This is a genomic window from Sphingomonas sp. Leaf28 (assembly GCF_001421685.1).
GTDB classification, from domain to species: Bacteria; Pseudomonadota; Alphaproteobacteria; order Sphingomonadales; family Sphingomonadaceae; genus Sphingomonas; species Sphingomonas aurantiaca.
The window spans coordinates 262,536-288,600 of record NZ_LMKX01000009.1 but is presented as its reverse complement, the minus strand read 5'-3'; the positions used below and the strand labels follow the sequence as shown (position 1 = coordinate 288,600).

Annotated in this window: 28 protein-coding genes and 2 other RNA genes; 9 read left to right on the top strand and 21 right to left on the bottom strand. The window is 66.8% G+C overall.

Going from position 1 to position 26,065, the window contains the following annotated elements:
• Positions 1-71: 71 nt before the first annotated feature.
• From ASE79_RS14470 to ASE79_RS14430, 10 genes are all read right to left on the bottom strand, one after another.
• A complete protein-coding gene (locus ASE79_RS14470; RefSeq protein WP_056417960.1) occupies positions 72-2,042 on the bottom strand; it encodes a hypothetical protein in 1,971 nt (656 codons plus the stop codon).
• A 48-nt stretch (positions 2,043-2,090) separates the two neighbouring features.
• An RNA gene (gene rnpB / locus ASE79_RS15480) (RNase P RNA component class A) lies at positions 2,091-2,480 on the bottom strand.
• Between the two features lie 11 nt (positions 2,481-2,491).
• Complete coding sequence (locus tag ASE79_RS14465; RefSeq protein ID WP_056418567.1) at positions 2,492-3,124, bottom strand: N-acetylmuramoyl-L-alanine amidase; 633 nt, start codon at positions 3,122-3,124, stop codon at positions 2,492-2,494.
• A gap of 164 nt (positions 3,125-3,288) precedes the next feature.
• Positions 3,289-4,101 carry a CheR family methyltransferase gene (locus ASE79_RS14460; protein ID WP_056418564.1) on the bottom strand — a complete coding sequence of 271 codons (813 nt, stop codon included), beginning with the start codon at positions 4,099-4,101 and terminating at the stop codon, positions 3,289-3,291.
• An 89-nt stretch (positions 4,102-4,190) separates the two neighbouring features.
• Positions 4,191-5,339, bottom strand: coding sequence for a chemotaxis-specific protein-glutamate methyltransferase CheB (gene cheB / locus ASE79_RS14455; protein ID WP_082445328.1), 1,149 nt, complete (start codon positions 5,337-5,339; stop codon positions 4,191-4,193).
• Positions 5,340-5,352: 13 nt separating this feature from the next.
• Entirely contained in the window at positions 5,353-5,718 is a 366-nt protein-coding gene (locus ASE79_RS14450) for a response regulator (RefSeq protein WP_056417956.1), read from the bottom strand.
• Positions 5,719-5,793: 75 nt separating this feature from the next.
• Positions 5,794-6,222 (bottom strand): chemotaxis protein CheW, encoded by a 429-nt coding sequence (locus ASE79_RS14445; protein WP_056417954.1) that lies wholly within the window; start codon positions 6,220-6,222, stop codon positions 5,794-5,796.
• Positions 6,219-8,504, bottom strand: a complete 2,286-nt coding sequence (locus tag ASE79_RS14440) for a chemotaxis protein CheA (protein ID WP_056417952.1) — start codon at positions 8,502-8,504, stop codon at positions 6,219-6,221. The genes ASE79_RS14445 and ASE79_RS14440 overlap by 4 nt, the downstream gene beginning before the upstream one ends.
• A gap of 90 nt (positions 8,505-8,594) precedes the next feature.
• Positions 8,595-9,239, bottom strand: coding sequence for a histidine phosphotransferase family protein (locus ASE79_RS14435; protein ID WP_056417949.1), 645 nt, complete (start codon positions 9,237-9,239; stop codon positions 8,595-8,597).
• 187 nt (positions 9,240-9,426) lie between these two features.
• Entirely contained in the window at positions 9,427-9,819 is a 393-nt protein-coding gene (locus ASE79_RS14430; RefSeq protein ID WP_056417945.1) for a M67 family metallopeptidase, read from the bottom strand.
• A 17-nt stretch (positions 9,820-9,836) separates the two neighbouring features.
• On the opposite strand from ASE79_RS14430, the gene ASE79_RS14425 reads away from it, so the two are divergent.
• The 4 genes from ASE79_RS14425 to mtgA are packed head-to-tail and all read left to right on the top strand — an operon-like array spanning position 9,837 to position 13,698.
• Positions 9,837-10,784, top strand: coding sequence for an RluA family pseudouridine synthase (locus ASE79_RS14425; RefSeq protein ID WP_056417943.1), 948 nt, complete (start codon positions 9,837-9,839; stop codon positions 10,782-10,784).
• A gap of 57 nt (positions 10,785-10,841) precedes the next feature.
• Positions 10,842-11,744 carry an RNA polymerase sigma factor RpoH gene (rpoH, locus tag ASE79_RS14420; RefSeq protein ID WP_056417940.1) on the top strand — a complete coding sequence of 301 codons (903 nt, stop codon included), beginning with the start codon at positions 10,842-10,844 and terminating at the stop codon, positions 11,742-11,744.
• A gap of 1 nt (position 11,745) precedes the next feature.
• Positions 11,746-13,017 (top strand): flavin monoamine oxidase family protein, encoded by a 1,272-nt coding sequence (locus tag ASE79_RS14415; protein WP_056417937.1) that lies wholly within the window; start codon positions 11,746-11,748, stop codon positions 13,015-13,017.
• A 9-nt stretch (positions 13,018-13,026) separates the two neighbouring features.
• Positions 13,027-13,698, top strand: coding sequence for a monofunctional biosynthetic peptidoglycan transglycosylase (gene mtgA, locus ASE79_RS14410; protein WP_056417934.1), 672 nt, complete (start codon positions 13,027-13,029; stop codon positions 13,696-13,698).
• 57 nt (positions 13,699-13,755) lie between these two features.
• Here the strand turns inward: mtgA and ASE79_RS14405 are convergent, their stop codons facing one another.
• The 9 genes from ASE79_RS14405 to ASE79_RS14370 form a co-directional block, all read right to left on the bottom strand.
• Positions 13,756-13,998 (bottom strand): hypothetical protein, encoded by a 243-nt coding sequence (locus ASE79_RS14405; RefSeq protein ID WP_056417933.1) that lies wholly within the window; start codon positions 13,996-13,998, stop codon positions 13,756-13,758.
• Positions 13,999-14,076: 78 nt separating this feature from the next.
• On the bottom strand, positions 14,077-14,400 hold the full coding sequence (locus ASE79_RS14400; protein WP_055878059.1) for a YbaB/EbfC family nucleoid-associated protein: 324 nt from the start codon (positions 14,398-14,400) through the stop codon (positions 14,077-14,079).
• Positions 14,397-16,067, bottom strand: coding sequence for a DNA polymerase III subunit gamma/tau (locus tag ASE79_RS14395; RefSeq protein ID WP_056418558.1), 1,671 nt, complete (start codon positions 16,065-16,067; stop codon positions 14,397-14,399). Before ASE79_RS14395 ends, ASE79_RS14400 begins: the two co-directional genes overlap by 4 nt.
• Before the next feature lie 290 nt (positions 16,068-16,357).
• An RNA gene (gene ffs, locus ASE79_RS20430) (signal recognition particle sRNA small type) lies at positions 16,358-16,453 on the bottom strand.
• Positions 16,454-16,492: 39 nt separating this feature from the next.
• The gene (locus tag ASE79_RS14390) at positions 16,493-16,738 is read right to left on the bottom strand and encodes a hypothetical protein (protein WP_056417931.1); all 246 of its coding nucleotides are present in this window, start codon (positions 16,736-16,738) and stop codon (positions 16,493-16,495) included.
• A 78-nt stretch (positions 16,739-16,816) separates the two neighbouring features.
• On the bottom strand, positions 16,817-17,149 hold the full coding sequence (locus ASE79_RS14385) for a hypothetical protein (protein WP_056417928.1): 333 nt from the start codon (positions 17,147-17,149) through the stop codon (positions 16,817-16,819).
• 110 nt (positions 17,150-17,259) lie between these two features.
• Positions 17,260-17,565: a 2Fe-2S iron-sulfur cluster-binding protein gene (locus tag ASE79_RS14380; protein ID WP_056418555.1), complete on the bottom strand. Its 306-nt coding sequence runs from the start codon at positions 17,563-17,565 to the stop codon at positions 17,260-17,262.
• Positions 17,562-18,647, bottom strand: a complete 1,086-nt coding sequence (locus tag ASE79_RS14375; RefSeq protein ID WP_056417926.1) for a cysteine desulfurase family protein — start codon at positions 18,645-18,647, stop codon at positions 17,562-17,564. The genes ASE79_RS14380 and ASE79_RS14375 overlap by 4 nt, the downstream gene beginning before the upstream one ends.
• Positions 18,644-19,687, bottom strand: coding sequence for a cysteine desulfurase family protein (locus tag ASE79_RS14370; RefSeq protein ID WP_268796168.1), 1,044 nt, complete (start codon positions 19,685-19,687; stop codon positions 18,644-18,646). Before ASE79_RS14370 ends, ASE79_RS14375 begins: the two co-directional genes overlap by 4 nt.
• A gap of 81 nt (positions 19,688-19,768) precedes the next feature.
• Here ASE79_RS14370 and ASE79_RS14365 point away from each other — a divergent pair, with 81 nt between their 5' ends.
• Positions 19,769-20,425 (top strand): alpha/beta hydrolase, encoded by a 657-nt coding sequence (locus tag ASE79_RS14365; RefSeq protein WP_031395613.1) that lies wholly within the window; start codon positions 19,769-19,771, stop codon positions 20,423-20,425.
• A 144-nt stretch (positions 20,426-20,569) separates the two neighbouring features.
• Here the strand turns inward: ASE79_RS14365 and ASE79_RS14360 are convergent, their stop codons facing one another.
• Both ASE79_RS14360 and ASE79_RS14355 read right to left on the bottom strand, forming a co-directional pair.
• A complete protein-coding gene (locus tag ASE79_RS14360) occupies positions 20,570-20,749 on the bottom strand; it encodes a hypothetical protein (RefSeq protein WP_056417923.1) in 180 nt (59 codons plus the stop codon).
• Positions 20,746-21,708 (bottom strand): threonine ammonia-lyase, encoded by a 963-nt coding sequence (locus ASE79_RS14355; RefSeq protein WP_056417921.1) that lies wholly within the window; start codon positions 21,706-21,708, stop codon positions 20,746-20,748. Before ASE79_RS14355 ends, ASE79_RS14360 begins: the two co-directional genes overlap by 4 nt.
• Positions 21,709-21,845: 137 nt before the next feature.
• Here ASE79_RS14355 and ASE79_RS14350 point away from each other — a divergent pair, with 137 nt between their 5' ends.
• The 4 genes from ASE79_RS14350 to ASE79_RS14335 all read left to right on the top strand — a co-directional run bounded on the left by ASE79_RS14350 (position 21,846) and on the right by ASE79_RS14335 (position 26,021).
• Positions 21,846-23,081, top strand: a complete 1,236-nt coding sequence (locus ASE79_RS14350) for a type III PLP-dependent enzyme (RefSeq protein WP_082445327.1) — start codon at positions 21,846-21,848, stop codon at positions 23,079-23,081.
• Positions 23,082-23,233: 152 nt separating this feature from the next.
• Positions 23,234-24,295 carry a 1,9-bis(guanidino)-5-aza-nonane synthase gene (locus ASE79_RS14345; RefSeq protein WP_031396469.1) on the top strand — a complete coding sequence of 354 codons (1,062 nt, stop codon included), beginning with the start codon at positions 23,234-23,236 and terminating at the stop codon, positions 24,293-24,295.
• A gap of 210 nt (positions 24,296-24,505) precedes the next feature.
• On the top strand, positions 24,506-24,931 hold the full coding sequence (locus tag ASE79_RS14340) for an MAPEG family protein (RefSeq protein ID WP_056417915.1): 426 nt from the start codon (positions 24,506-24,508) through the stop codon (positions 24,929-24,931).
• An 85-nt stretch (positions 24,932-25,016) separates the two neighbouring features.
• On the top strand, positions 25,017-26,021 hold the full coding sequence (locus ASE79_RS14335; protein WP_056417912.1) for an alpha/beta hydrolase: 1,005 nt from the start codon (positions 25,017-25,019) through the stop codon (positions 26,019-26,021).
• Positions 26,022-26,065 lie beyond the last annotated feature (44 nt).

The following is a 26,065-nucleotide window of genomic DNA, read 5'->3' as shown; positions in this document are numbered from 1 at the left end:
GATCCTCCCCCGCCACGGGGAGGATCATCCGGAACGAATTTCGCGGATAGCCCTGCTACCAGACACCGGTTTTACCCCGGCAGCCTGAACCGCACGTTCTGCGACAGGCCGCCGCAGCCGACGCCCCCATCGGGGCGATACGTCTTCGTATACCGCGCCCCGGCCATCGTTTGAACGCCGGCTTTCGTGAACACGAACGGGGGGTAGCTCAGCACGGCGCGCTGGTTGATAACCTTACCGTCGGCGCCGACGTCGAACTGCGTTTTGGTCACCCCCTCGAAACCCCAAGCCATGGCCTCGTTCGGGAAAACGCCGCCGGCCGACACAAGCCGCGGTGGAGCATCGAGTATCGCACACTGGCTCGCCGACAGGCCCGACTGATCGAACGTGGTACGGGCCATCGCGGTATCGCCGGCTTGTTGCTGGAGAGATGCGAGACGGATTAGCGCGCCCACGCGCATGGGGTCGTTCGCGGCGAGCCCCGTGACATCGACAACCTGCTGCAACAGCACCGCGCGGCGGCTCCGCGACCTCGTACTCTCCGCAATAAGCAACAAAATCGTCGCGCGCGACTTCGGATCGTTCGCATAGAAAGGCATCGACAACAGCGGCGTCACGGCGCGCGCATAGGCGCCGTTCTTCCATATGTCCGCACTCGCCGTTTCGCGCACACTGATTTCGAGCGGCAGCCGGGCGATGGCTGGCGCGCCTTGTGCTTCAGCGATGGCCAGCGCGCGGCGTGCCAGAGCGTTTGTTTCCTCGCGTCCGACGACCGCGTTATTGATCAACTGGTAAAGCGAGGGCAGCGTCGCGATCGAATTCGGCCCAGTCTTTGCCTCCGCCGTTGCGAGCGCCGCCCGCTGGCTCACAACAGCGACGGCATCGGCCCCACGCTCCTCGGCAGGCAAAGACAGCCCCTTCGACTCAAGCCAAGCGGCCATGTCAGCGTCGAGGAACTTGCCGATCGACGGCCGCTCGAACAACGTCGAACACCGCATCTCGACCCGGACATTGTAGCGGAAGAACGTTGGCAAGGCCTTGGCCTGTTCGGGGGTCCAAGACCAGTCGCGCACCGCCCGCGCAAAATCCAGCGCAACCGCGCCGCCACCTGCCGCATAGATTGGCGACACGTTGCGTACGATTCCATCGTCACCGATGGTGAATTCGACGACCGCCATATCGGCTGGTCGCAGATCCGCTTCGCCGCCACACGGGGGCACGTCCATCTGCACGGCTGGATCGAATTCGCCCTTGGTCAGCCGGCCTGCGCCGGTCATCGCCATATAGCGTCGCGCATCCTCGGACTTGCCCGCCAGCAGCGACGCGATCGCCGCGTCCGACCGCGCCGAAACGTCGCGCAGGTCGGTCTTGCTGGTCATGCCGCCAAGCTGCTTGACCGCCTCGACAGCGTACAGCCGTGCCGGCTCGTAGCTGCCGCGGTTGAGCAGCAGGATCGCGTGACGCCGCGCGATATCGGCCTTCAGCACCGCGTCGACGGATACCGTCTTGGCCAACGCGTCGATCCGCGCCAACGCGGCATCGGCCACGGCCGGGTTGGTAAAGGTCGACACATCGGCCAACGCGAGGATCGAGGCGGCCTTCAGCGAGGGCGTATCCCCGGCGGCTTCGGCACTGCGATACGCGTCGCCCGCGCCAGCATAGTCGAGCGCATTCTGGGCGATGATGCCGAGATCGTAATAAGCCCGCCAGCGATCCTCGGCGAGCGTCGGATCGGCGGCCGGCAACAACGCTAGGCCACCGCGCGCAGCGATGACGGCGTCGTCTGACCGATCGAGCTTGAACAGCGCGGCGCTCTTGCGGACAAGTGCGACGCCGCGGCTGCGCGAGCCGGGTTTGGTGCGGGACTCGAGCTTTTCCCATGCGGCGAGGGCAGCCGCCTTGTCACCCTTCGCATCCAGCGCGGCGGCGGCCTCGAAATCCTGTTGCACGGTCGTCGTGGGAGTCTGGGCGGCGACCTGAACCGTCGCGGCGACGATCACCGCCATACCGGCGCCGAACAAACCACTCTTCTTGAAACGCATACCAACCCCCGGTGTCATTTTCCGGCAGTCTGCAATGGTTCGGAGAAGGATGCCAGAGGGTCTGTAAGCCGGGTTCTGTCCATTTCCGATCCTTCGATACGGAAGTTAGGCGACCATTCCTCTAGGACGACGGTTGCCCGCCGCCTCAAGCAATCAACCCGGGTGACGAGCTGAAACGAAGCCCATGTGCCACCCCTATTCGATCTTGCTCCCGGTGGGGTTTGCCGTGCCGCCCCTGTTACCAGGCGCGCGGTGCGCTCTTACCGCACCCTTTCACTCTGACCGCCCCGGCTTGCGCCGAGGGTTGGCCGTCTGCTCTCTGTGGCACTTTCCCTGAGGTCACCCTCGCCGGGCGTTACCCGGCACCGTCGTTTCGCGGAGCCCGGACTTTCCTCGCGGATGCCATTACAACACCCCCGCGGCCGCCCGACCCTCTGGCGCGCAGACCCCTAGTCGTCGCCCATCGGTTTGGGAAGCAGCAAAGCGAGAAGAATGCAGCGGCATTCCGCATCGACTTCGCCATCGACCAGCTCGGGGCGGAACCGCCGCTGGAACGCCATCGTCGCCGCCATCCGGTTCTCGACATCATAGCCGAAGCGTTCGAGCGCGAGACAGAAGCCGCCTTCGGTCCAGCCGGGATCCATCAAATTCTTGGTCGGGCGTGGCAGCGCGAGCCGCCGCCGCGCGAGTTCGTGCCACGGGAACAGCTCGCCCGGATCGCGCTTGCGCGTCGGCGCGATGTCCGAATGGCCGACGATATTGCCGCGGGTGATTTCGTGGCGATCCTTGATCTCGGCGACGAGCGCCACGACCGATGCGATCTGTTCGGGCGGGAATGGGCGATAGCCGAACTCGTGCCCGGGATTGACGATCTCGATGCCGATGCTCGCCGAGTTGACGTCCTCGACCCCGCGCCAGTGCGACCGCCCGGCATGCCAGGCGCGCTTGTCCTCTGCGACCATCCGCAGGACGGTGCCGTCCTCCTCGACCAGATAGTGCGACGAGACCTTCGCCTCGGGATCGCGGAGCCGCGCGATCGCCGACGCGCCGTCCTGCATGCCGGTATAGTGCAACACCACCATCGTGACAGGCAGCGAACGATCGTCGAAATTGGGTGACGGTGTCTCGATAAACTTCAAGCCAGCTTCCCTTCAAGCCGTTCGGCAATGCCTAGCTACAGCATTAGCGACAACCGACCGCCGAGGTAATAGGCTGCGGAAAACAACGCGGTGATCGCCGCGGCGGCTCAACCGACGGCTTGGCTGCGACCCTCTTCGCCCTGGAGCTGATAGAAGCCGCGAAACGCCTTGCTGGGTTCGAACGCCTTGGTCTGGCCGATGACCGTCTCGCCCGCGCCGAGCACGAGCATGCCGCCTGGGTTCAGCGCGTCCGCAAGCTTTGGAAACACATGCGTCTTGGTCTGGGTGGACAGGTACAGCAGGACGTTGCGGCACAGGATGATATCGAACCGCCCCGGCGGGGGTTGATCGGAGACCAGGTTCATCCGCCGGAAGCTGACCAGCTTGACCAGTTCCGGCTTTGCCACCCAGTCGCTGCCCGTCGTGTCGAACCAGCGGATCATCTGTCGGACGGGCAGGCCGCGCTGGATCTCGAATTGCGAGAAGCGCCCCGCGCGGGCGCGGGCGAGCGCGGCTTCGGATACGTCCGTCGCAACGATCTCGGGCATCGGTGCACCGCTCGTCTGGTGCCGTTCGGCAAACGCCATGGCCAGCGACAACGGTTCCTGCCCCGTCGAGCACCCCGCGCACCAGATCCGGACCCGGCGACGCTCGGCCTGCGCCGCCGCGACCGCCTCGACCAGCAGCTCGAAGACCTGCGCGTCGCGGAAGAACGAGGTTTCCTGGTTGACGAGCGCGTCGACGATCCGGTCGCCGATCAGGCGATCGCTGCCTTCGAGCAACTGGGTCACCAGCTGGTCGAGCGTGTCGAGCTTGCGATCGCGCAACAGCGGCTTCAGCGCGGTATCGAGCCGCCACGACCGATAGGCCGCGATCTGCTGGCCGGTGCGCGCCTCGAGCAGCGCGGTGAGCACGCTGATCGCGGTCTGCGATGCCGCCACCGGCCCAACGACCGGCCCAACGACCGGCCCAACGACCGGCATAGCGACGGGGGGCGATTTGGCGAGCGTCATGGCCGGCGCCGCGTCGCGATGAGGCGACCGATCGCATCGGGCGGCAACACGGCATCGGCGACTCCTGCGGCCGCCACCGCGCCCGGCATGCCCCAGACGACCGAACTCTTCTGGTCCTGCGCGATGACGCAGCCGCCGCGATCACGCACGCGGCGCGCACCCTCCGCGCCGTCGCGCCCCATCCCGCTGAGGATGATCGCGATCATCCGCGCGCCATAGACCTCCGCGATCGACGCGAGCATCGGATCGACCGACGGCATGCACCCGCTGGCGGCAAGCTCATGAGTCAGGCGAAATGCGGCCCCGTCCTCGCCCAGCGCGACGCATTTCAGATGCGCATCGCCCGGTGCGACGATGATGCGCCCCGGACGCACGCGCAGCCGATCGGTCGCAACGTCGCAGGGGCGTCCCGCGAGCAACGCGATCTGCGCGGCGAAATAGGGCATGAACGATGCGGGCAGATGCTGCGTGATCACGATCGGCAACCGGAATCCGACCGGGAGTTCACGGAAGACCTGGCTCAGCGCATGGATGCCGCCGGTCGAGGCGCCGATCGCAACGATGTCATAGTCGTCGCTCGCCGCACGGGTGCGATGCGTCGTCGGCGCAGGCCGTGGCACCGGTTGCGCGGACGGCACCGGCGAGGGCGCCGCAGCCGGCGGACGGACGACGATCGCCGGCGGCATCAGCGCCGGATGCTCGCACAGCCGTTCGAGCTTGCCCACGAGCGCGGCGCCGAACCGCCCCGACAGCGCCCCCGCCGACGGCTTGATCAACGTCTCCGCCGCCCCCAGCGCAAGCGCCTGGACGGAGGCCGCCGCGCCATCGTCGGCGGAGGACGACACGATCAGCACCTTGGCCCCCTGCCCTGCCGCGATCAGGTCGGGGAGCGCGGTAAGCCCGTCGACGCCCGGCATCTCGATGTCGAGCAGGATGAACTCGACCGTCGCGCGCCCCAGGAACTCCAGTGCTGCCTGCGCCGTGCCCACCGCGCCCACGACCGAGAACCGGTCGCTCGCATCGATCAGCCGCGCGATCACCGCACGCGCGACCACCGAATCATCGACGATCAGAACGCGCGCGAAACCGTCCGCCTGGGGGCCGGCACGATCGGGTCGCGGGACTGGGGGGGACCGACTGGCCATCGTCCGGACCGGATCAGGCCATGCCGACGATCTGGAGCTTCGATTCGAGCGTCTCGCGATCGAACGGCTTCATGACATACTCGTCCGCCCCCGCCTCGATCGCCGCGCGGATATACGCCATGCCGTTCTCGGTCGTGCAGAACACCACCTTCGGCCGGCTCGGGACATCGGCCTCGCGCAGCGCGCGCAGGAAATCCATCCCGCTCATGACCGGCATGTTCCAGTCGAGCAGGATCACGTCGGGGATCGACGCCATGCACGCGGCCAGCGCCTCGCGGCCATCACAGGCTTCGGTCACGGTAAAGTCGAGCGTCTCCAGGATATGGCGCGCGACCTTGCGGATCACCTTGGAGTCATCGACGACGAGACAGGTCTTCATGGAAAGCCTTCCGGGGAAAATCGTGAAACCGGTCTGCGCAGGAAAGCGTAAGCACCGGGTTAAACAGGGGAAGATTCAGGCGGCCAGGGCAGTGTCCGAAATGATCGCCGCGAGATCGAGGATCAGCAGCGGTTCGCCGTCGCGCTCGACGATACCGATCCCCGCCGACGCCCAGCCGCGATGCAGCGCCATGCCCGACGACAGCGGCAAGCGCTCGGACGGTGCGACGTCCTCGACCGAGTCGACCAGGATCGCGTAATGATGCCCTTCGAAGATGGTGATGACCGCGCGCCTGACGTCGTCCGGGGTCGGCGCCAGCCCCAGCGCGGTGCCGGTGTCGATCACCGTCACCACCCGGCTGCGTAACGCGGCCAGTCCGCGGACGAAGGCCTCCGCACGCGGGACCGCGACGATCTCGCCGATATCGACCACCGATTCGACCTGGGTTGCGGCGATGGCGACGCCGCGCCCTGCGACATGCGCCACCAGGAACAATTCGCTCACATCGCCCTCCGTGCTGCGAGCGCGGCGATCAACGCCGGCCGGTCGTACCGATAGATGCTCGGATCGTCGTCGCGCTCGGCGGTCGGCGTCCGGCGCAGCGTCACGACCGGTGCCAGCGTCTCGCGAACCGGCGAGTCCTCCATCGCGAGCGCCACCGCCGCCGTCTCGCCCGCCGCCAGCGCCGTCACGCAGCGATAGCCCGACGCTTCGAGCGCGGGTTTCAGGAACGTCTCCATCCAGCCCGATCCGTCGACCTGCAACAGGCATACCGGCAGCGAGCCGAGCGTGACCGGCTGCCCGGCGAACAGCGCATGCGGATCGACCAGCTCGATCTGCTCGCCCGCGATCATGACCACGCCGGCGATCGGTCCGGTGCCGCGTGCGGGCGCGATCTCCGCCGGCAGCGCGACGATCTCGATCGCCTCCGCAATCGCATAGGCCATTTCGCTTTCGCCATCGGTCAGCCGCAACACCGCCACCTCGGTGCGCGCACCCAGTTCGGCGACCGCGTGGAGCGGAATGATCGTCTCGCCGATCGACAGGCGCAGCGCCCCGCCCGACCAGCGGATCGCCTCGGTCGGCACCGGCTCGACACGGTCGATCACCGCCAGCGCGATCGCCCGGCGCTGGCCGTCGAGATCGTCGAACAGCAACGCGGGCACCCCCGGCACCACCTCCTCGACCACCGCCGCCGCCGCGATGACGGGCGTGAACCGCAACCCGGCCACCGCGGCGATCCCGGCGGCATCGAGCAACAGCATCGGCAAGCCGTTGTCGGGCAATGTCTTGCCCGCATAGACGCCGGTCGCCATCACCGCGGGCGACGCAGGCTTGACGACGAGCTCCTCGGTGTCGAGCACCGTATCGACGCCGAGCGCATAATCGCCCTCGCGCGTCGAGACGATCACCAGCGTCGGAGGTGAGTCGCCGTTCAGATCCAGCAGTTCGCCCAGCGATACCAGCGGCATCCGCTTGCCGCGCACCGTGACCGTGGCGGCGTCGCCGATCGTCTCGATCCGCACCTGATTGCCGCGAACCATGACGATCTCCTCGATCGCCTGGCGCGGCAAGGCGAACCGCTGCGCGCCCACGCCGACGATGATCGTCGACAGGATCGACAACGTCAGCGGCACATGGATGACGATCCGCAAGCCCCGGCCCGGATCGTTCGTCAGGACGATGCGCCCGCCAATCTGTTCGATATTGGCGCGCACGACGTCCATGCCGACGCCGCGCCCCGAGATGGCGGTGACCGTGTCGCGGCTCGACAGCCCCGGCGCGAAGATCAGGTCGAGCTTGGCGGCCTCGCTCATCGCGGCCAGTTCGGCGACGCCGTACAGGCGCTTTTCGGCGGCCTTGGCGACGATCCGCGCGACATCGATGCCCTTGCCGTCATCGGCGATCTCGATGAGGATCTGGTTGCCCGACTGCCGCGCCGACACGATCAGGCGTCCGGTCAACGGCTTGCCCGCCGCCCGTCGCTCCGTCGGTGTCTCGATGCCATGATCGATCGCGTTGCGGATGATATGGCCGAGCGGATCGCGCATCAGTTCGATCATCTCGCGATCGAGCTCGACATCGGCGCCTTCGATCACCAGGTCGATGCTCTTGGCGAGCTCGGCGCTGGTGTCGCGGACCATCCGCGGCAGTGCCGAGAACAGCGCATCGACCTTTTGCATGCGCGTGCGCGTGACGGTGTCGCGCATGTCGGCGACGGTGAGCGACAGCCGCTCGAGCGCCGCCTCGACCTGCGGATCGACGTCGCTGTCGCGCAGCCGGCGCGCCAGTTCGTTGCGCGCCAGCACCATCTCGGACATGCCGCTCATCATGTGATCGAGCAGGTCGACGTTCAGGCGGACGCTGCGGCTTGCGGCGCGGTTCAGCGGCGCGGCCTGGATCTGTGCGCGTGGCTGCGCATCGGGCGCGAGGGCGGCAATCAGCAAGTCCTCGTCCGCATCGTCGAGCGATGCGCCGGCATCGATCGCCTCGACGATCGCCGCGATCCGATCGACGATCCCCAGCACTGCGTTGACGAGCGCGGTATCGGGCGTGCGCTTGCCGTCGCGAACCGCGGCGAGGACGTCCTCTGCCGCGTGGCTCAGGCGTGCGAGCCTCGGCAGGTCGAGGAACCCGCAACTGCCCTTGACGGTGTGGACGAAGCGGAAGATCGCGTCGAGCCGCGCGCTATCGGCGGGTTCGGCCTCCCACGCGACGATCTCGCCGGCAATCGCTTCCAGCGTTTCGCGCGTCTCGGCAATGAATTCCTGTAAAAGATCGTCCATGCGAGCCCCGCGTTCGAGGCCTGTCATGCACGGTGGAGGTTAAGAGGGCGTTAGCTCTGGCGCAGGAGTGCTGGAACGGCGGACGCTGCGTCAGCGCGCCGCGAAGACCGCGCCGAAGATCATGATTCCCTCGGCCGGCTCGGACATGATCACCGTCCCGCCAGCCTCGGCGACCACCGTGTGGATCAGATAGGCCGCAGCCGCCCGCGGCGTGACGGTCTGGGCGCCTTCACCTTCGACCAGCGTGCGGCGAATCTCGGGGTCGAGGACGATCCGCGCACCCTCGATCTTCACGACGATCTCGAGCTGCCCGTCATTCTCCTCGCCGCCGACCTCCATCGTCCCGCCCCGCACGAGCGATTCGGTCGCGACGAGCACGAGGTTGAGCAGCACCTTCACCGCCGATTTGGGCATTGCCGACGCCTCGACCCCCCAGACGAACGTGATCCGCTTGTTTTCCGCGACCAGCCCCTCGATCGCGTTGCGGGCCTCATGCGTGTCGACCAGCTCGCCGAACCCGCCCGCAGCCCCGAAGGCGAGGCGGAAGAATTTGAGCTTGCTGGCAGATGCGCGCGCGCTGTCGGCCAGCAACTGCATGACGCGCTCGCGCATCGCCGGATCGGTCTCATCGGCAAGCAGCTCCAACCCATTGTTGAGCGCCCCCACCGGCGACAGCAGGTCGTGACACAGGCGCGAACAGAGCAGGCTCGCGAAATCGACCGGGCTGACCGTCATGAAAATCCCCTATTTACGGCGTGTCTTCTGGCGGTGACATTGGCGGCGCGCAAGGGTGGAGGTACGGCACGTCTCTGCCTAACCTCCGTCATCCTGACGAAAGTCAGGATCCAGGGTATCCAGCGCAACGTTCTTGGCTTTGAATCCTGACTTTTGTCACGTTCGTGGTGCGTCGGTATGTCGTGTGTCAAACGCAGCCGATCACCTCCTCGACGAACCCACCGAGCTCGACCGACCGCCAAGCCCGCGCGACACCGCCACCGAGGATCACCCATATCGCCCCGTCGCCCATCGCCTGCGCCGCATCGCGCGGCGAAGGAATCGGCAAGCCCGATGGGTGCGAATGATAATGGCCGATCACCGCCGCGCCACCAGACCTTGCCCGGCGATGTGCCGCGAACAACGCGGTCGGATCGATCTCGAACGCGCGCGCCGGATCGGTCGCGACATTCGCGCACGCCTCCGCCGCCTCGATCCGATCTCCGCCGCCCAGCAACAGCCCGCAGATCTCCGCCTCGGGCGACGCCGCCGCCTGCGCCAACATTCGCTGCAGCACTTCGCTTGAAATTGTCACGCTCATCGCCACATCGCTACGACATGGACCGGGGGGTTTCCATCGTCGAAGCATCGATCACGCCGGCCACGGATGGCTGGCGGCTCGATCGTGCGCTGGCCGAATTGCTCCCGGACATGTCGCGCGAGCGGTTGAAGACGCTGATCGCCGCGGGGCAGGTGACGCTAAACGGCCGCGAATGGCGCGATTCGGCGAAGAAGGCCGCGGCCGGCCAGGTGTTCGCGGTTGCGATCCCGCCGCCGACCCCGTTGCACAACGAAGCGCAGGATATCCCGCTCGTCATAGCCTATGAGGACGACGACCTGATCGTGATCGACAAGCCCGCCGGGCTGGTCGTCCATCCGGCGGCGGGCAATTTCGACGGGACGCTCGTCAACGCGCTGCTCCACCACTGCGCCGGCAATTTGTCGGGAATCGGCGGCGTCGCGCGGCCCGGCATCGTCCACCGTATCGACAAGGACACGTCGGGGCTCATGATCGCGGCGAAGACCGACCGCGCGCACGAAGGTCTGGCCAGGCAGTTCCACGATCACAGCATCGATCGCCGCTACAAGGCGATCGTCGGTGGCATCCCCCGCCCGCCCAGCGGTACCGTCGACGCGCCGCTCGCGCGCAGTCCGCAGAACCGCAAGAAGATCGCGATCGTCGAGGGCGGCAAACGCGCGGTGACGCATTTCTCGACTATAAAGACACTACGCGCTGCAGCGCTGATCGAATGTCGGCTCGAGACCGGGCGCACGCACCAGGTGCGTGTCCACATGGCGTCGATCGGCCATGCCTTGTTGGGCGACCCGGTCTATGGTAGAACAAAGCAGGCTCAGAAGTCGCTGCTCGATACGCTCGGGTTTCGTCGCCAGGCGTTGCACGCGGCGCATCTGGGGTTCATCCATCCGGTGAAAAGCATCGCTTTGGCGTTCGAAAGCGAAATGCCCGCAGACATGCAGGAACTGTTCACCCAGCTTGACGTATAGATAATCGACACCATGCCGCAGTGCGGCAATCGGGGTCAGAAGAAAGGGATTACGACCATGGCAGCCCGCTCCAACGTTCCAGCGACGATTCCTGCGCTCGGCAGCGAGGCGGGTCTCAATCGCTATCTCGCCGAGATCAAGAAATTCCCGCTGCTCAAACCCGAGCAGGAATATATGCTCGCCAAGCGCTTCCAGGAGCATGGCGATACCGAGGCGGCGGCGCAGCTCGTGACCTCGCATCTCCGTCTCGTGGCGAAGATCGCGATGGGGTATCGCGGCTACGGCCTGCCGACGTCGGAGCTGATCTCCGAGGGCAATATCGGCCTAATGCAGGGCGTGAAGAAGTTCGAGCCCGAGCGCGGCTTCCGTCTCGCCACCTATGCGATGTGGTGGATCCGCGCGTCGATCCAGGAATATATCCTGCGTTCGTGGAGCCTCGTGAAGATGGGGACGACCGCCGCGCAGAAGAAGCTGTTCTTCAACCTGCGCCGCATGAAGAGCCGCCTCGATGCATTCGAGGACGGCGATCTGCGCCCCGAACACGTCACCAAAATTGCGACAGATCTTGGTGTGGCCGAAACCGACGTCGTCAGCATGAACCGCCGCATGGCGATGGGCGGCGACACGTCGCTGAACGTGCCGATGCGCGAGGATGGCGAGGGCCAGTGGCAGGATTGGCTGCAGGACGACGCACCGTTGCAGGACAAGATCGTTGCCGATGCGCAGGAGGCGGATGTCCGCCACTCGATGCTGGTGTCGGCGATGGACGACCTCAACGAGCGCGAGCAGCACATCCTGACCGAGCGTCGCCTGACCGACGATCCCAAGACGCTCGAGGAATTGTCGCAAGTCTATAATGTGTCGCGCGAGCGCGTGCGGCAGATCGAAGTACGCGCGTTCGAGAAGCTGCAAAAGGCGATGATGCGGATCGCTGGCGAGAAGCGCCTGCTGGCGGCCTAAGGTGGCGCGCACCGTCGTCATTGGCGGCGGTGCGTCTGGCATTGCCGCGGCAAGAACGTTGCATGATGCTGGGCACGACGTGGTGCTGGTCGAGGCGAGCGATCGCCTCGGTGGCCGAGCCCGTAGCCTCCCCCTTGCGTCACTGCTTTCCCGTCGGGCCGTGATCCCGGACCAGCTCTCCGCCTTCGCGGAAAACCATGTCGACGCCGGTTGCGGCTGGCTTCACTCCGCCCAGCGCAATCCTTGGACTTCGATCGCGGAGGCGACAGGCTTCTCTGTCGATCGCTCCGAAGCGAACTGGCGCACACAATGGCGCGACCTCGGCTTCACATCTGAAGACCAAGCCGCCGCCTCACAGGCGTACCAGTCCTGGAACGCGCGAGCGCAGGACGCGCTGGACGGTCCGGACCGCCCTCTTTCCGACTTCATAGATGCGGACGATAAATGGCGTCCCAAGATCGATGCGATCTCCGGCTACGCCAATGGCGCGAACCTAACCCAGGTCTCGCTGCACGACTGGGCCGCATACGAAGACGCCTCGACCGACGACAACTGGACGGTGAAGGAAGGCTACGGCACGCTCGTTACCAGCCATGCCGCGGGGCTGACCGTCCGCCTCTCGATGCCCGTCACGCGTATCGATCACAGCGGCCGCCGCCTGAGAGTCGACACCCCCGCGGGCACGATCGAGGCGGACCACGTCGTCGTCTGCGTCCCCACGACCGTCCTCGCCACGTCACAGATCGTGTTCGACCCGCCTTTCCCCGACAAGCATGCCGCCGCTGCCGACCTGCCGCTCGGGCTCGCCGACAAGGTGTTCCTCCATGTCGATCGCCCCGAATGGCCTACCAACGCGCATCTCATCGGCAAGCCGTACAGCGCCTGCACCGCAAGCCACCGCCTGTCGCCATTCGGGTGGCCGATCGTCGAAAGCTTCTTCGGCGGCGACTGCGCGGAGATGCTGGAGGATCGCGACGCTGCACAGTTCGCGATCGACGAGCTTGTCGGACTGCTCGGCAGCGACTGGCGCAACCGGTTCACGCCGCTCACCGCGACGCGCTGGCGCCAGGAACCCTATATCGGCGGCAGCTACAGCCATGCGAGGATTAGTAAAGCGGCACAGCGTGGCGTCCTTGCAGCGCCGGTCGATGGCCGCATTCACTTCGCCGGCGAGGCCTGTCACCCGTATGATTTCTCGACCGCACACGGCGCGTATGAGACGGGTGTCGCGGCGGCGCGCGCGATCATTGGCGAGCCCGCCCCGATCGCTTAAGGAGCGGCGATGGGCTTCTTCCGCATTTTCGCCAAGATCGTCTTCGGGTTCGTCCTAGTCACGGTCGCATGGGTCGGCATCTATCGGTTCGTGCCGGTACCGTTCACTTGGACGATGATGGGCGACGTCCTCAACGGGCATGGCGTGACGAAGTACTGGATGCCGCTATCGGAGATGGATCCGGACATGGCGCGCGCTGCGATCGCGGGCGAGGATTCGCGGTTCTGTTCGCATCATGGTTTCGATTTCAAGGCGATCGCGGGTGCGGCGGCGCGCAATGCGCAGGGCGGGCGGATCCGCGGTGGCTCGACGATCAGCCAGCAGACCGCGAAGAACGCGTTCCTGTTCCAAGGCGGCGGCTATGTCCGCAAGGCGTTCGAGGCGTATTTTACGGTGCTGATCGAGGCGCTGTGGCCGAAGCGGCGGATCATGGAGGTGTATCTGAACATCGCCGAGACCGGGATCGGGACGTACGGCGCCAATGCCGGGGCGATCCGCTATTTCAATCATGATGCGTCGAAGCTGTCGCCGACCGAGGCGGGGCGGATTGCTGCGGTACTGCCGCTGCCCAAGAAGCGCGCGGCGATCGATCCGCATGGGTTCGTGCGCAAGCACGGAAACACGCTGTCGCGGCGGATTTCGGTGGTAAGGAATGACGGGCTGGACAGCTGCCTGCGGTGAGGCGGCCAGCGCCGCTAAACTGCCGCCCCGGTGTTGGCCGGGGCGGTACAGCCTAGATTACTGCGTCGACTTCTCGACCGCGTCGCCGGCCTTGTCGGCAGCGCCGCCGACGCTCTTGGCCGCCGAGGTGATCGCTGCGTCCTTGTTGTTCTGCGCGCCCTGGCGGCTGAACAGATAGAAGCCGCCGATCAGCACGGCGATCAGCAGGACGACCGCGATCATCGCGCCGCCACCGCCGCCGCGGCGTTCGATGACGGTGGTGTGGGTGGTCGGGGTCTCGACGATACGCTCTTCGGCCATGTTACTCTCCCTGATAACTGAGAGGCGCAACGCTGGCCGAAGACCGAATGTTCCCGTTCCGAAACGAACCCAAAGTGGTTAGAACGGCAGCTTAAAGCCCGGGGGCAGCTGAAGCCCGCTGGTCATCTTCGACATTTCGGTGCCCGACACCGCGTCCGCCTTGGCGCGCGCGTCGTTGAACGCCGCGGTCAGCAGATCCTCGAGCATCTGCTTTTCGCTCACCTGGATCAGCGAATCGTCGATCGCGATGCCGATGATCCGGCCCTTCGCCGACGCCTTCACCTTGACGAGCCCGCCGCCCGACGCGCCCTCGACCTCGATCGTGTCGAGATTGGCCTGCGCCTTTTCCAGCTCGCTCTGGACGTTCTGCGCCATGGCGAGGATTTCATCGATATTCTTCATGCGTTGCTCCTTTGACCGGGCCAATTTTCCATTCTGGTCTCGGGAAACGCTTCGCGCGCTGCCCGGACCAATGGCGAGTCCCAATATTTCAAACGGTTTGCCTCTTCGGCGGAGTCGGCCTGTTCCTTCAACGTCGGCTCGCCGGGCGCATCGACGATCGACACTTTCCACACGGTCCGCGTTACCGTCTTCAACAGCGTGTTGAGCTCGGCCAGCGTATCCGCCGACACCGGGCGACTGCCGCTGAGGGCAAATTCGGGTGGCGCATAGCTGACGATCCGCGCGCCGTGCCGCAGCCGCGCAGCGATCGCGAGACCACCTTGCTCGTCGAGCAGGTCGACCAGCGCCTCGAACGTCGGCGGCAGGATCGGACCGGTCGGTTCGGGTGCCGTCGCAACGGGGGCGGGCTGGCTGGCGGGGGTTGGCAGCGAGGGGGCGGCAGCGGGGGCCGCACCGCTGGCGATCTGGCGCGCGAGTTCGCCGGGATCGGGCAGCGTCGAGGCGTAGATCGCGCGCAGCAGCGCCATCTCCGCGGCTTCGATCGGCAGCGCGGCCTTGGCGACCTCGTCATGTCCCTTGAGGAACAGCTGCCACAAGCGGTGCAGCGCAGGGTAGCCGAGCGATGCCGCCCATTCCTCGCGTGCGGCGCGTTCCTCGGCCGGCTGCGCGGCGTCGGGCGGCGTGCCGACCTTGGTCAGCGTGATGCCATGGACGGTTTCGAGCAGCGACCGGAGCACTGACAGCGGGTCGACGCCGTAATCATATTGGCGGCGCATCGCGGCTAGCGCCCCTGCCCCGTCGCCGGCGAGGATCAGCGTGAGCAGATCACGCACCGCACCGCGATCGGACAGGCCGAGCATCTGGCGGACCGCATCCGCCGTCACGCCGCCGCCTTCGAGACCCGCATGCGCGATCGCCTGGTCGAGGATCGACAGCCCGTCGCGCGCCGAGCCTTCCGCGGCGCGCGCGATCAGCATCAGCGCCTCGGGATCGGCGACGACGCCTTCCTCGGTCGAGACCCACGCAAAATGCTTGGCGAGCTGTTCGGCGGAGATGCGGCGAAGGTCGAAACGCTGGCAGCGCGACAGGACCGTCACCGGCACCTTGTTCACTTCCGTGGTCGCGAACAGGAACTTCACATGCGGTGGCGGCTCCTCGAGCGTCTTCAGCAGCGCGTTGAACGCGTTCTTCGACAGCATGTGGACTTCGTCGATGATGTAGATCTTGAAGCGCGCGGTGACCGCCGAATAGCGCGACGCGTCGATGATCTCGCGGACGTCGTCGACGCCGGTGTGGCTGGCGGCGTCCATCTCGATCACGTCGATATGGCGGCCCTCGGCGATCGCACGGCAGGGTTCGCAGACGCCGCACGGGTCGATCGTCGGGCCGCCCTGCCCGTCGGGACCGATGCAGTTGAGCGCCTTGGCGATCAGCCGCGCGGTCGACGTCTTGCCGACCCCGCGGACGCCGGTCATCAGGAACGCATGCGCGAGCCGGTCGCGCTTGATCGCGTTGCCCAGCGTCTGCACCATCGCATCCTGCCCGATCAGCTCGGAAAAGGTCTGCGGACGATATTTGCGCGCGAGCACGCGGTAGGCGACATCCCCGGTTTGGGCTGGCGTCTTGGCCGGCTGCGGGGGTTCGCCCAGGTCGAAGGAATCTGACATTGCCGGCGTCATAGCGGGTGTGACGCGCGCTGTCGAAGGGGAGTGAAGTATAGGAAGTATAGACGCTGGGAGAGTTTTGCGCACGGCCTGTTGAGGCGGTGGCGGAGGCGTTCTGGGGAACAGGGTGTGGAGGGCGCGCGGGTCATGCGCCAGTGCTGGCACAGTGGCGGGGTGTAGGACACCGGTTCGGGCTGTCCCGGAAATCTAGAAGAAGGGCGCTGCGGCTAAGCCGCATCGTCAGACGGCGCTTTGCGCCGTTGGCCGCGCTGACATGGCTGCTCGCCATGTTCGCGGTGGGAGCCGGGACGACCCGCGGCGAAATCGTTGTGGCTGCTTCCTTCCGGATCTGACCAAGTTGGCGACGACCACGTCCGCCCGACTCCCGCGGCGCATATGGCGGGGTCGGGCGGGATGATCAAGCCGCTTTAACGCGAGCGGTTGACGCGGACCGTGCGGCAGACGCGCTGGCGGTGGTGATTGCGAACCACGTTGCGGCACACCTGGCGCGTGCGGACGGCGTGACGGCCATAGCCGGGGCGGCGATCATTGTGGCGGACGACCGTACGCTCATGGACGACGGTGCGCTGCGCCGATGCCTCTGCGGCGATCCCGACGGGCGCGAGACCGGTAAGCGCGACGAGGCCTGCTGCGGCGATGGTAAAGAACTTCATGGGGGTCTCCTACGTGACGCAAGTCCCGATGGACTGGCAACCTATGTTAAACAGAGCAGAAGTCGTTACGGTTCCGTATTATCGACGAAAGCAGCGACGAACCGGGCCGTAATAGCCACGCTCGATCCGGCACACGACGCGCGACCGGCCATAGCCGCGCGGACCGCGATACCCATAACCACTGTCGCGATAGCCGCCCCGATAGCCGCCATAGCCACGCCGCGGACCGTTCCAGCCACGGCGGTCGTCCCAGCCGCGGCGGCCATGCCAGCCCCGGTCGCCACGCGGCCCGTGCCAGTCATGATGGCCGCGCGGGCCGTCCCAACCGTAGCGCTGCGCGTCGGCGGGGGCCGCGGCGAACAGCGTTCCCGTGGCCAAGGCGCCAGCGGCGAACATTGCGATGATCTTCATGTCCGGTACTCCTCTCAAGACCTCGTACATTGAGGCGATGAGCGGATAATCGGCTTGCGGGCGTGGACGTTCCCTGAACCGCGCGTTGTCTTCCTGTAAGCTTTGTTGACCTAACCCGGAATCCGAACGGTCAGTCCATCGAGCGCGTCGGTCAGGCGGATCTGGCAGGCGAGCCGGCTGGTCCGCGTGGCGTTGTGCGCGAGATCGAGCATGTCCTCCTCGTCCTCGCTCGCGGGCGGGAGGCGCGCAAAGTCGGTGGGCTCGACGACGACATGGCAGGTCGCGCAGGACAGCTGGCCTTCGCAGGTGCCCTCGAGCGGCTGATTGTGCGCCTGCGCGGTGTCGAGCAATCGGTCGCCTGGGTTGGCTGCGGCCGTCGTGGCGGTGCCGTCGCGGGCGATGAAGCGGACGATCATGGCCATTGTCCCTCGGCAGCGGCAACGATCGCGCCGATCGCATCGCGCAGTTCGGTTTCGGTGGTGTAGCGGCCGAAGCCGAGACGGATGCTGGTGCGCGCCTGCGCTTCGGTGAGCCCGATCGCGCGGAGGACGTGGCTGGACCGACCCGATCCGCTCGCACAGGCCGAGCCCGCGGAGAAGGCGATGTCGCGCAGGTCCGACATCAGCCGGTTCACGTCGAGACCGTCGCGGCGGACGTTCAGGTTGCCGTGATAGCGGTGCTCGGTCGAGCCGTTGACGATCCAGTCGGGGCCGAGACGGTCGAGCGCAAGCGACCGTAGGGTGTCGACATGCGCGGCGTCCTCGATCGTCCGCGCGGCCATCAGCTTGGCCGCGACACCGAAGCCTGCGCAGAGCGCGGGCGAGAGCGTGCCGGATCGGCCGGGCGCTTCCTGCCCGCCGCCGTGCAACAGCGGGGCGAGGTCGACGCCGTCGCGGATCCAGAGCGCGCCTATGCCCTTGGGACCGTGGATCTTGTGCGCGGAGATCGCGATCAGGTCGACGGTGTCGGGGATCGGTACGCGGCCATAGCCCTGCACTGCGTCGCAGAGCATCAGTGCGCCGGCTGCATGCGCGAGATCGGCCAGCGCCGCGATCGGCTGGGTCACGCCGATCTCGTTGTTGACGAGCATCGCGGCGACGAGACCGGTGCCGGGGAGGATCGCGGCGCGGGCCGCATCGAGATCGACCACGCCGTCGGGGCCGACCGGGAGGACCGTGACCTGACGCCCCCTGGCCGCCTCGGCTGCAACCGTGTCGAGGACGGCGGCGTGTTCGGTCGCGAGCGTCACGATCGGGCCGGTCGTGCCCTTGATCGCCCAGTTGAGCGCCTCGGTCGCGCCGCTGGTGAAGGCGACCCGGCCGCCGGGGGGCAGCAGCGCGGCCACCTGATCGCGCGCGACCTCGACCGCGGCTTTCGCGCGGCGGCCTTCGCGGTGCGGGGAGTGCGGGTTGGCGTGCTGCGATTCGAGCCACGGCAGCATTGCGGCGAGCGCTTCGGGCGCGAGCGGGGTGGTCGCCTGGTAATCGAGATAGGTCATGCGGCTCGCTTCATGTCTCGTGCGATCCGGGTCCAGGCCTCGGCGAACCGTGCGACGTCGTCGGGTGTCGTGGTCCAGCCGAAGCTGACGCGGACGACCTCGGCGGCGGCTTCGGGGGTATAGCCCATCGCGGCGAGCACGTGGCTCGGGCGCATGCTGCCCGACGAACAGGCGCTGCCCGCCGAGACGGCGAACCCTGCCATGTCGAGGCGGATCAACTGCGCCGCGGAGCTTATGCCGGGCATGCGGTAGGAGGCGATCGTCGGGATCCTCGGCGCGTCGCGGCCGACGATCTCGCCGTCGCTCGCGAGGATGGCGGCATCGAGCGTGGCGCGGAGGTCTGTCATGGCGGCGAACCAGTCACGCGGTGCCTCCAGCGCGGCGGCGAAACCGAGCGCGGCCGGGAGGTTCTCCGTCCCACCGCGATAGCCGCGCTCCTGCCCGCCGGTCGGGTCGAGCAGCCCCAGGTCGCGGACCAGCAATGCACCGATGCCGGGGGGACCGCCCAGCTTGTGCGCCGAGACGATGACGAGGTCCGCGTCGGGGAGCGCGAGCTTGCCGGCGGTCTGCGAGCAATCGGCGATCCAGACATCGGTCGCCGTGCGCTCCGGCACACCCGGGAGGACGCCGGTTTCGCTGTTCGCGGACTGGACTGCGACGACGGCGGGCAGGTTTGCCGTTTCGATGCGCCCATCGTCGTCGATCGGCAGCATGATCGGCCCCTCGGCAACGCGCAGGATCGCGTCGTGCTCCACGGCCGCTACACCGGCGCCCGGCCGGCCGCGCAGTGCCAGCGCTGCGGACTCGCTCGCGCCGCTGGTCAGGATCAAGTGGTGCGGCCAGTCGAGTGCCGCAGCGATCCGCTTGCGCGCGCCCTCGAGCGCGGCGCGTGCCGCCCGCCCCTCGGCGTGCGGCGAGGACGGGTTCGCCCAGCGCGCCATACCCTCCATCACCGCCGCGATGGCCTCGGGTCGCATCGGCGTGGTCGCGGCGTGATCGAGGTAGATGCGGGGCGTGTTGCGGGACAGGGTCGGTTCCAATTGCGAAAAGAGGCTCGAACCCTATATAGCGCGCATAGTCCGGCACTCCACCCGAGTGCACATCCCAGCTCGCGAGTGCCCATGCCAGAAGTCATTTTCCCCGGTCCCGAAGGCCGTCTCGAAGGTCGTTTTGCGCCGGGTCCGCGCCCGCGCGCGCCCGTCGCGATGATCCTGCATCCGCATCCGTCGGCGGGTGGCACGATGAACAACGCGATCGTCCAGCAGCTGTACAAGACGTTCCAGCGGCGCGGCTTCGCGACGCTGCGGTTCAATTTCCGCGGGGTCGGCAAGAGCCAGGGCGTGTTCGACAACGGCGTCGGCGAACTGAGCGATGCGGCGAGCGCACTCGACTGGGTGCAGAGCTTCCACCCAGAGGCGCAGACGACCTGGATCGCGGGCGTGAGCTTCGGCGCGTGGATCGGCATGCAGCTGCTGATGCGGCGTCCAGAGATCCGCGGGTTCATCTCGATCGCACCGCCGGCGAACCTGTACGACTTCACCTTCCTCGCGCCGTGCCCGTCGAGCGGGATCATCATCCAGGGCGAGGGCGACGAGGTCGCGACGCCGGGTGCCACGCAGAAGCTGGTCGACAAGCTTCGCACGCAGAAGCACATCACGATCCATCACGACACGATCCCCAAGGCGAACCACTTCTTCGAGCATGAGATGCCCGAGTTGATGGGGTCGGTGGACAAGTATCTCGACATGCGGCTGGACCCGAACTCGCCGATTAGGTGACTTCTGCCCTTCTCCCCTCGGGGGAGAAGGTGGCGCGGGAGCGCCGGATGAGGGGGTGTTGGGATAGGTTCGTTCTCCCAACGCCCCTCACCCTCCCACCGCAAGGGCGGCGGGCCCCTCCCTCTCCCCCGGGGGGAGAGGGGTTTAGAGCGTCCAGATTGCTACGTTGGCTAGCAGGACCGCGGCCATTACCAGCATCAGCACGCCCTTTTTCGTGTCGCGCTTCTTTACGATGAGCATGACGCCGCCGATCAGGCAGGCGAACATGCCCAGCATGGCGATCGCAGGCGCTGCAGCGGCGATCGTGGTCAGAGCGGCGTTCATGCGACCATCGCCTTGGCATAGGCGGCCAGATCGACGTTGCCGCCCGACAGGATGACGAGCAGGCCGGGCTCGAGCTTCACCTTGCCGGCGAGCACCGCCGCCAACCCGACTGCGCCGCCGGGTTCGATCACCAGCCTCAGCTTCTCTCCCGCCCAGCGCTGCGCCGTGGCGATCTCCGATTCGCTGACCGCGACGCCGGTCGCATCGCGGCGGGAGAGGACGTCGAAGGTCAGCGGCGATACGCGCAAGGTCTGGAGCGAATCGCATGCGGTCGGCGGCGGGTTGGGTCCGACGGGTTCGATCCAGGAGGCCTCCAGCGACCGCCGCATGTCATCCCAGCCTTCGGGTTCGACGACGGTGATCGCGCTGTCCTTCAGCGCCAGCGCGATGCCCGCCGACAGACCGCCGCCGCCGCACGGTATGACGACGCGAGTCGGGACCCCCATGCCCAACGCCGCCATCTGCGCGGCCGCTTCGATCCCGGTGCTCCCCTGCCCTTCGATGATCCACGGGTCGTCGAAGCTCGGTACCAACGTCGCGCCGCGCGCTTCCGCAAGTTGCGCGGCGATCGCCTCGCGGCTTTCGGTGGCGCGATCGTAGGTGACGACCTCCGCACCCAGCGCCAGCGTCGATTCGCGCTTCAACCGCGGCGCGTCCGAGGGCATCACGATCGTCGCCGAAATCCCGAGCCGCTTCGCCGCCCAGGCCACCCCCTGCGCATGATTGCCCGAGGAAAACGCGACGACACCTTTTTTCCGCGCGCCCTCGTCCAGCGCGGTCAGCCGATGCCAGGCGCCTCGAATCTTGAACGCGCCGATTGGTTGCAACGATTCAGCCTTAAAAGCGACCGGTACACCCTTGATTTCGCAGATGAATAGCGGCGTCGGCGGGAGGATGCGGGCGATCTTTTCCGCCGCATCGCGGACCCCCGCCCGTGTCGGCTGTCGCAAAATCGTCACACACTGGCTCCTATGCAGCCAACCCTATTTACATGGGGGGCAAGCGATCCTAAATCGCGCTTCCGCTGCCCCATGGGACTTCCAACCGCAAGGCAGTGTTTTCGTAATTTGTCTCAGGACATTGGAGGTCCCTTGAATTGCACAAGCATCATAACGCGCTGGGGCTAGCGAAAGCCCATTCGACCGCCGTCTCCCCCAACGCAGGGCGCGGCATCGACATCGCTAAGGGGCGCCCGGTTGATCCGGTCACGCTCGTTCGACCGCACGCCGCTGCGCGCGCAGCCCGATTCTTCGCAGAGAAGTTTCCGGGCCGCTCGATGTACGCGGTGAAGGCGAACCCGAGCCCCGAACTCCTGCAGATTTTGTGGGACAATGGCATCACGCATTATGACGTGGCGTCGATCGCGGAGGTGCGCCTGGTCGCCCGTACGCTGCCCGAGGCGACCCTGTGCTTCATGCACCCGGTCAAGGCCGAGGAAGCGATCCGCGAGGCGTATTTCACGCATGGCGTACGGACCTTCAGCCTCGACAGCCTGGAAGAGCTGGACAAGGTCGTTCGTGCCACCAACGAAGCCGCCGACCTGACGCTGTGCGTCCGGCTGCGCGTGTCGTCGGAGCATTCGAAGCTTTCGCTCGCATCGAAGTTCGGTGTCGCCCCCGGCGAATCGAAGGAGCTGCTGTTCGCGGCCCGCCAGGCGGCGGACGCGCTGGGCATCTGCTTCCATGTCGGTTCGCAGGCGATGACCCCGGAAGCGTATTCGAACGCGATGGAGCGCGTCCGTGCGGCGATCGTCGAGGCGGCGGTCACGGTCGACGTGATCGACGTCGGCGGCGGATTCCCGTCGTCCTATCCGGGCATGGAGCCCCCGCCGCTCGAGCATTTCTTCGAGACGATCCACCGTGCGTTCGAGTCGCTGCCTGTCAGCTATTCGTCCGAGCTGTGGTGCGAGCCGGGCCGGGCACTGTGCGCGGAATATTCGTCGATCATCGTGCGCGTCGAGAAGCGCCGCGGGACCGAGCTGTACATCAACGACGGCGCCTATGGCGCGCTGTTCGATGCGGCGCATATCGGCTGGCGTTTCCCGGTCGAGCTGCTCCGCGAGCCGGACAGCCGGGCGAAGGACATTGAGTTCAGCTTCTACGGTCCGACGTGCGACGACATGGATTACATGGTCGGGCCGTTCCTGCTGCCCGCCGACATCCAGGCCGGCGACTATATCGAGATCGGCATGCTCGGCGCCTATGGCTCGGCGATGCGGACCGCGTTCAACGGGTTCGGATCGGACGAGACGGTGATCGTCACCGACGAGCCGATGGTCTCGCTGTACGTCGACCGGTATCAGGACCTCGCGTCCAACGTCGTCAAGCTGTAACCAAGCTTTAGTACCGCGCCCTTCTTCCTCCCCTCCCGCTTGCGGGAGGGGTCGGGGGAGGGCTTGTCCGCGAGCGATGGCGTTCGCGGATCGATCAGCCCCTCCCCTAACCCCTCCCGCAAGCGGGAGGGGAATTTCTGGAGAATTCAGACATGACCGAAGACACCCGCATCGACGCGCAGCGCAAGGCTGAGCTCCTGTCCACCACCGTCGAGCATATCGACATCACCAGCTTCGACGCGCGGCCGATCGTCGACGCGATGAAGAAGATGTCGTTCACCAGCCGCGACCTCGGCCGCGCGACCGACATCTACAACCAGATGCTCGCCGACAAGGACTGCACGATCTTCCTCGTGATCGCGGGCTCGACGAGCGCTGGCGGTTGCATGGACCTGTATGCCGAGCTGCTGCGCAACAACATGATCGACGGCATCGTCGCGACCGGCGCGACGATCGTCGACATGGATTTCTTCGAGGGCCTCGGCCACAAGCATTACCAGGCGCTCGAGGTGCCGCACGACGACGTGCTGCGCTCGCTGATGATCGACCGGATCTACGACACCTATATCGACGAGGAAGAGCTCCAGCACGTCGACCACACGATCTTCGAGATCGCCGAGACGCTGGAACCCCGCCCCTATTCGAGCCGCGAATTCATCCGCGAGATGGGCAAGTATCTCGTCGAGCACGGCAAGAAGGAGAACAGCCTCGTCAAGCTCGCCTATGAGCATGACGTGCCGATCTTCTGCCCGGCGTTCGTCGACAGCTCGGCAGGCTTCGGTCTGGTCAAGCATCAGGTCGATGCCGCGAAGGCGGGCAAGCCCTACATGGTCCTCGACGCGATCGCCGATTTCCGCGAGCTTACCGAGATCAAGATCAAGGCGGGCACCACCGGGCTTCTCATGATCGGCGGCGGCGTGCCGAAGAACTTCATCCAGGACACCGTGGTGTGCGCCGAGATCCTCGGCCACGACGACGTCCAGGTTCACAAGTACGCGGTGCAGATCACCGTCGCCGACGTGCGCGACGGTGCGTGCTCGTCGTCGACGCTGCAGGAGGCCGCCTCGTGGGGCAAGGTCAACACCGGCATCGAGCAGATGGTGTTCGCCGAGGCGGGTTCGGTCATGCCGCTGCTGGCATCGGACGCGTATCACCGCGGCCTGTGGAAGGACCGTCCGGTCCGCAAGTGGGGCGCGAGCTTCGACAAGGCCTGACCTCTACATCCTCCCCCGCAAGGGGGAGGTGGCGCCGAAGGCGTCGGAGGGGGCGGCGGCGATAACCTTGGTTCCGTGTCCTCCCCCTCCGTCAGGCAAGTGCCTGACACCTCCCCCTGGCGGGGGAGGATTCTTGGAACTGCGATCGGCATTGCCCCGCCCCGGCAATTGAGGCAGCCTCTCCCGGGGATAACCGGGGGAGGCTTTTTCATGCACAGCGACATCCTGCGTCCGATGGTCGTGCTGATCGCGTGGACGCTCGTCATGCTGGGCTGGGCGCTCGCCACGCGGCTGCCGGCGATGAAGGCGGCGGGCGTCGACCTGCGCACGCTCGTCGGCACCAAGGGGTCCGATGCCGACCGGTCGCTGCCCCCGCAGGCGCAGTGGAAGGTCCACAACTATAATCACCTGATGGAACAGCCGACGCTGTTCTACGCAGTCTGCACCGTGCTGGCGCTGAGCGGCTCGGGCGACGGGCCCAACGCCTGGATTGCATGGGCCTATGTCGGGTTGCGGATCATGCACAGCCTGATCCAGGCGACCAGCAACCGGGTTCGCGACCGTTTCGTTGTGTTCGTGCTGTCGAGCCTGACACTGGTGGCGCTTACGCTGCACGCGGCATTGGCAGTGTTTTGAGGATCTTGGGGCCGCTGCCGGGAAAAATCGCCGATCGCATCGCGCTCCCCTCCCCCAACGGGGTTGGATCGGCTAGCAGTCCGGCATGACCTTCGACCGCCGCTCGCTCCTCACCATTCCCCTCGTTGCCGGAGTCGCCCCCGCCGCATTCGCGCGGACCGGAGCGCAGTTGGGCGGCGGTCAGCCGCGCGAGACGGACCTGCCGATCTGGCCGCCCGCCGAGCGGTTCGCGCTCTGGCCCGGCATACCGCAGGGTGCCCCGAACCCACTGCCGACTCCGCATCCGACGATGCCGCGCTATCCCGATGGCTATCGTGATTTCCAGATGCGCGGCGTGGTGCGTCCCGAGGTCGGCGTGTTCCGGGCAGCGCGACCCGATGGCCGCGCGGTGCTGATCGTCCCCGGTGGCGGCTATGCGATCACCTCGCTCCGCAACGAGGGTATCGACGTCGCGCGTGCGCTCAACGCGTTCGGGATCACTGCGTTCGTGCTCAGCTATCGCCTGCCGGGCGAAGGCTGGGCGGACCGGGCGGACGTACCGCTCGCCGACGCACAGCGGGCGATGCGGCTGATCCGTGCCAATGCGCGCACCTATGGCATCCGCGCGGACAAGCTCGGGGTGCTCGGCTTCTCCGCCGGCGGTCATCTCGCCGGATCGCTGACCGTGCTGCCCGACTTCAACGTCTATCGGCCGGTCGATGCCGCCGACCGGCATTCTGCACGCCCCGCCTGGGCCGGGCTCATGTACGCCGTCTCGAACATGGATCCCGGGCGCAGCCATGGTGGATCACGTGCCAACCTGCTCGGCCCCGATCCGCTGCCGACGGTCCAGGCGCGCTATGCGATCGACCGCCAGCTGCGGCCCGGTGCGCCGCCGCTCTTCCTGGTCCATGCCGAGGACGACACTACCGTGCCGGTCGCCAACAGCGTCGACACGCTTGCCGCCGCGCGCCGCGCCGGCATCCCCGCGGAGGCGCACTTCCTCCAGCGCGGCGGACACGGCTTTGGCACGCGCCTGTCGCCGCGGTCGCCAGGCTCGTTATGGCCGCAGCTGTTCGATCGGTGGATGGGCGAGCTGGTCTCGCCATGACGATGCGAGTCAGGTTTACGGACCTAATATCAGTGCCGTAACGT

Bases quoted from the DNA above. Each gene is read 5' to 3' on its own strand.
- ASE79_RS14365 (WP_031395613.1), top strand. From the start codon at position 19,769: ATGCCAGAAGTCATTTTCCCCGGTCCCGAAGGCCGTCTCGAAGGTCGT.
- ASE79_RS14400 (WP_055878059.1), bottom strand. From the start codon at position 14,400: ATGAAGAATATCGATGAAATCCTCGCCATGGCGCAGAACGTCCAGAGC.
- ASE79_RS14450 (WP_056417956.1), bottom strand. From the start codon at position 5,718: ATGAAGACCTGTCTCGTCGTCGATGACTCCAAGGTGATCCGCAAGGTC.
- mtgA (WP_056417934.1), top strand. From the start codon at position 13,027: ATGGGCTTCTTCCGCATTTTCGCCAAGATCGTCTTCGGGTTCGTCCTA.
- ASE79_RS14425 (WP_056417943.1), top strand. From the start codon at position 9,837: ATGGACCGGGGGGTTTCCATCGTCGAAGCATCGATCACGCCGGCCACG.
- ASE79_RS14345 (WP_031396469.1), top strand. From the start codon at position 23,234: ATGACCGAAGACACCCGCATCGACGCGCAGCGCAAGGCTGAGCTCCTG.
- ASE79_RS14360 (WP_056417923.1), bottom strand. From the start codon at position 20,749: ATGAACGCCGCTCTGACCACGATCGCCGCTGCAGCGCCTGCGATCGCC.
- ASE79_RS14465 (WP_056418567.1), bottom strand. From the start codon at position 3,124: ATGGTGGTGTTGCACTATACCGGCATGCAGGACGGCGCGTCGGCGATC.
- ASE79_RS14435 (WP_056417949.1), bottom strand. From the start codon at position 9,239: ATGACGGTCAGCCCGGTCGATTTCGCGAGCCTGCTCTGTTCGCGCCTG.
- ASE79_RS14430 (WP_056417945.1), bottom strand. From the start codon at position 9,819: ATGAGCGTGACAATTTCAAGCGAAGTGCTGCAGCGAATGTTGGCGCAG.
- rpoH (WP_056417940.1), top strand. From the start codon at position 10,842: ATGGCAGCCCGCTCCAACGTTCCAGCGACGATTCCTGCGCTCGGCAGC.
- cheB (WP_082445328.1), bottom strand. From the start codon at position 5,339: ATGGCCAGTCGGTCCCCCCCAGTCCCGCGACCCGATCGTGCCGGCCCC.
- ASE79_RS14385 (WP_056417928.1), bottom strand. From the start codon at position 17,149: ATGAAGATCATCGCAATGTTCGCCGCTGGCGCCTTGGCCACGGGAACG.
- ASE79_RS14390 (WP_056417931.1), bottom strand. From the start codon at position 16,738: ATGAAGTTCTTTACCATCGCCGCAGCAGGCCTCGTCGCGCTTACCGGT.
- ASE79_RS14340 (WP_056417915.1), top strand. From the start codon at position 24,506: ATGCACAGCGACATCCTGCGTCCGATGGTCGTGCTGATCGCGTGGACG.
- ASE79_RS14440 (WP_056417952.1), bottom strand. From the start codon at position 8,504: ATGGACGATCTTTTACAGGAATTCATTGCCGAGACGCGCGAAACGCTG.
- ASE79_RS14470 (WP_056417960.1), bottom strand. From the start codon at position 2,042: ATGCGTTTCAAGAAGAGTGGTTTGTTCGGCGCCGGTATGGCGGTGATC.
- ASE79_RS14395 (WP_056418558.1), bottom strand. From the start codon at position 16,067: ATGTCAGATTCCTTCGACCTGGGCGAACCCCCGCAGCCGGCCAAGACG.
- ASE79_RS14335 (WP_056417912.1), top strand. From the start codon at position 25,017: ATGACCTTCGACCGCCGCTCGCTCCTCACCATTCCCCTCGTTGCCGGA.
- ASE79_RS14380 (WP_056418555.1), bottom strand. From the start codon at position 17,565: ATGATCGTCCGCTTCATCGCCCGCGACGGCACCGCCACGACGGCCGCA.
- ASE79_RS14375 (WP_056417926.1), bottom strand. From the start codon at position 18,647: ATGACCTATCTCGATTACCAGGCGACCACCCCGCTCGCGCCCGAAGCG.
- ASE79_RS14405 (WP_056417933.1), bottom strand. From the start codon at position 13,998: ATGGCCGAAGAGCGTATCGTCGAGACCCCGACCACCCACACCACCGTC.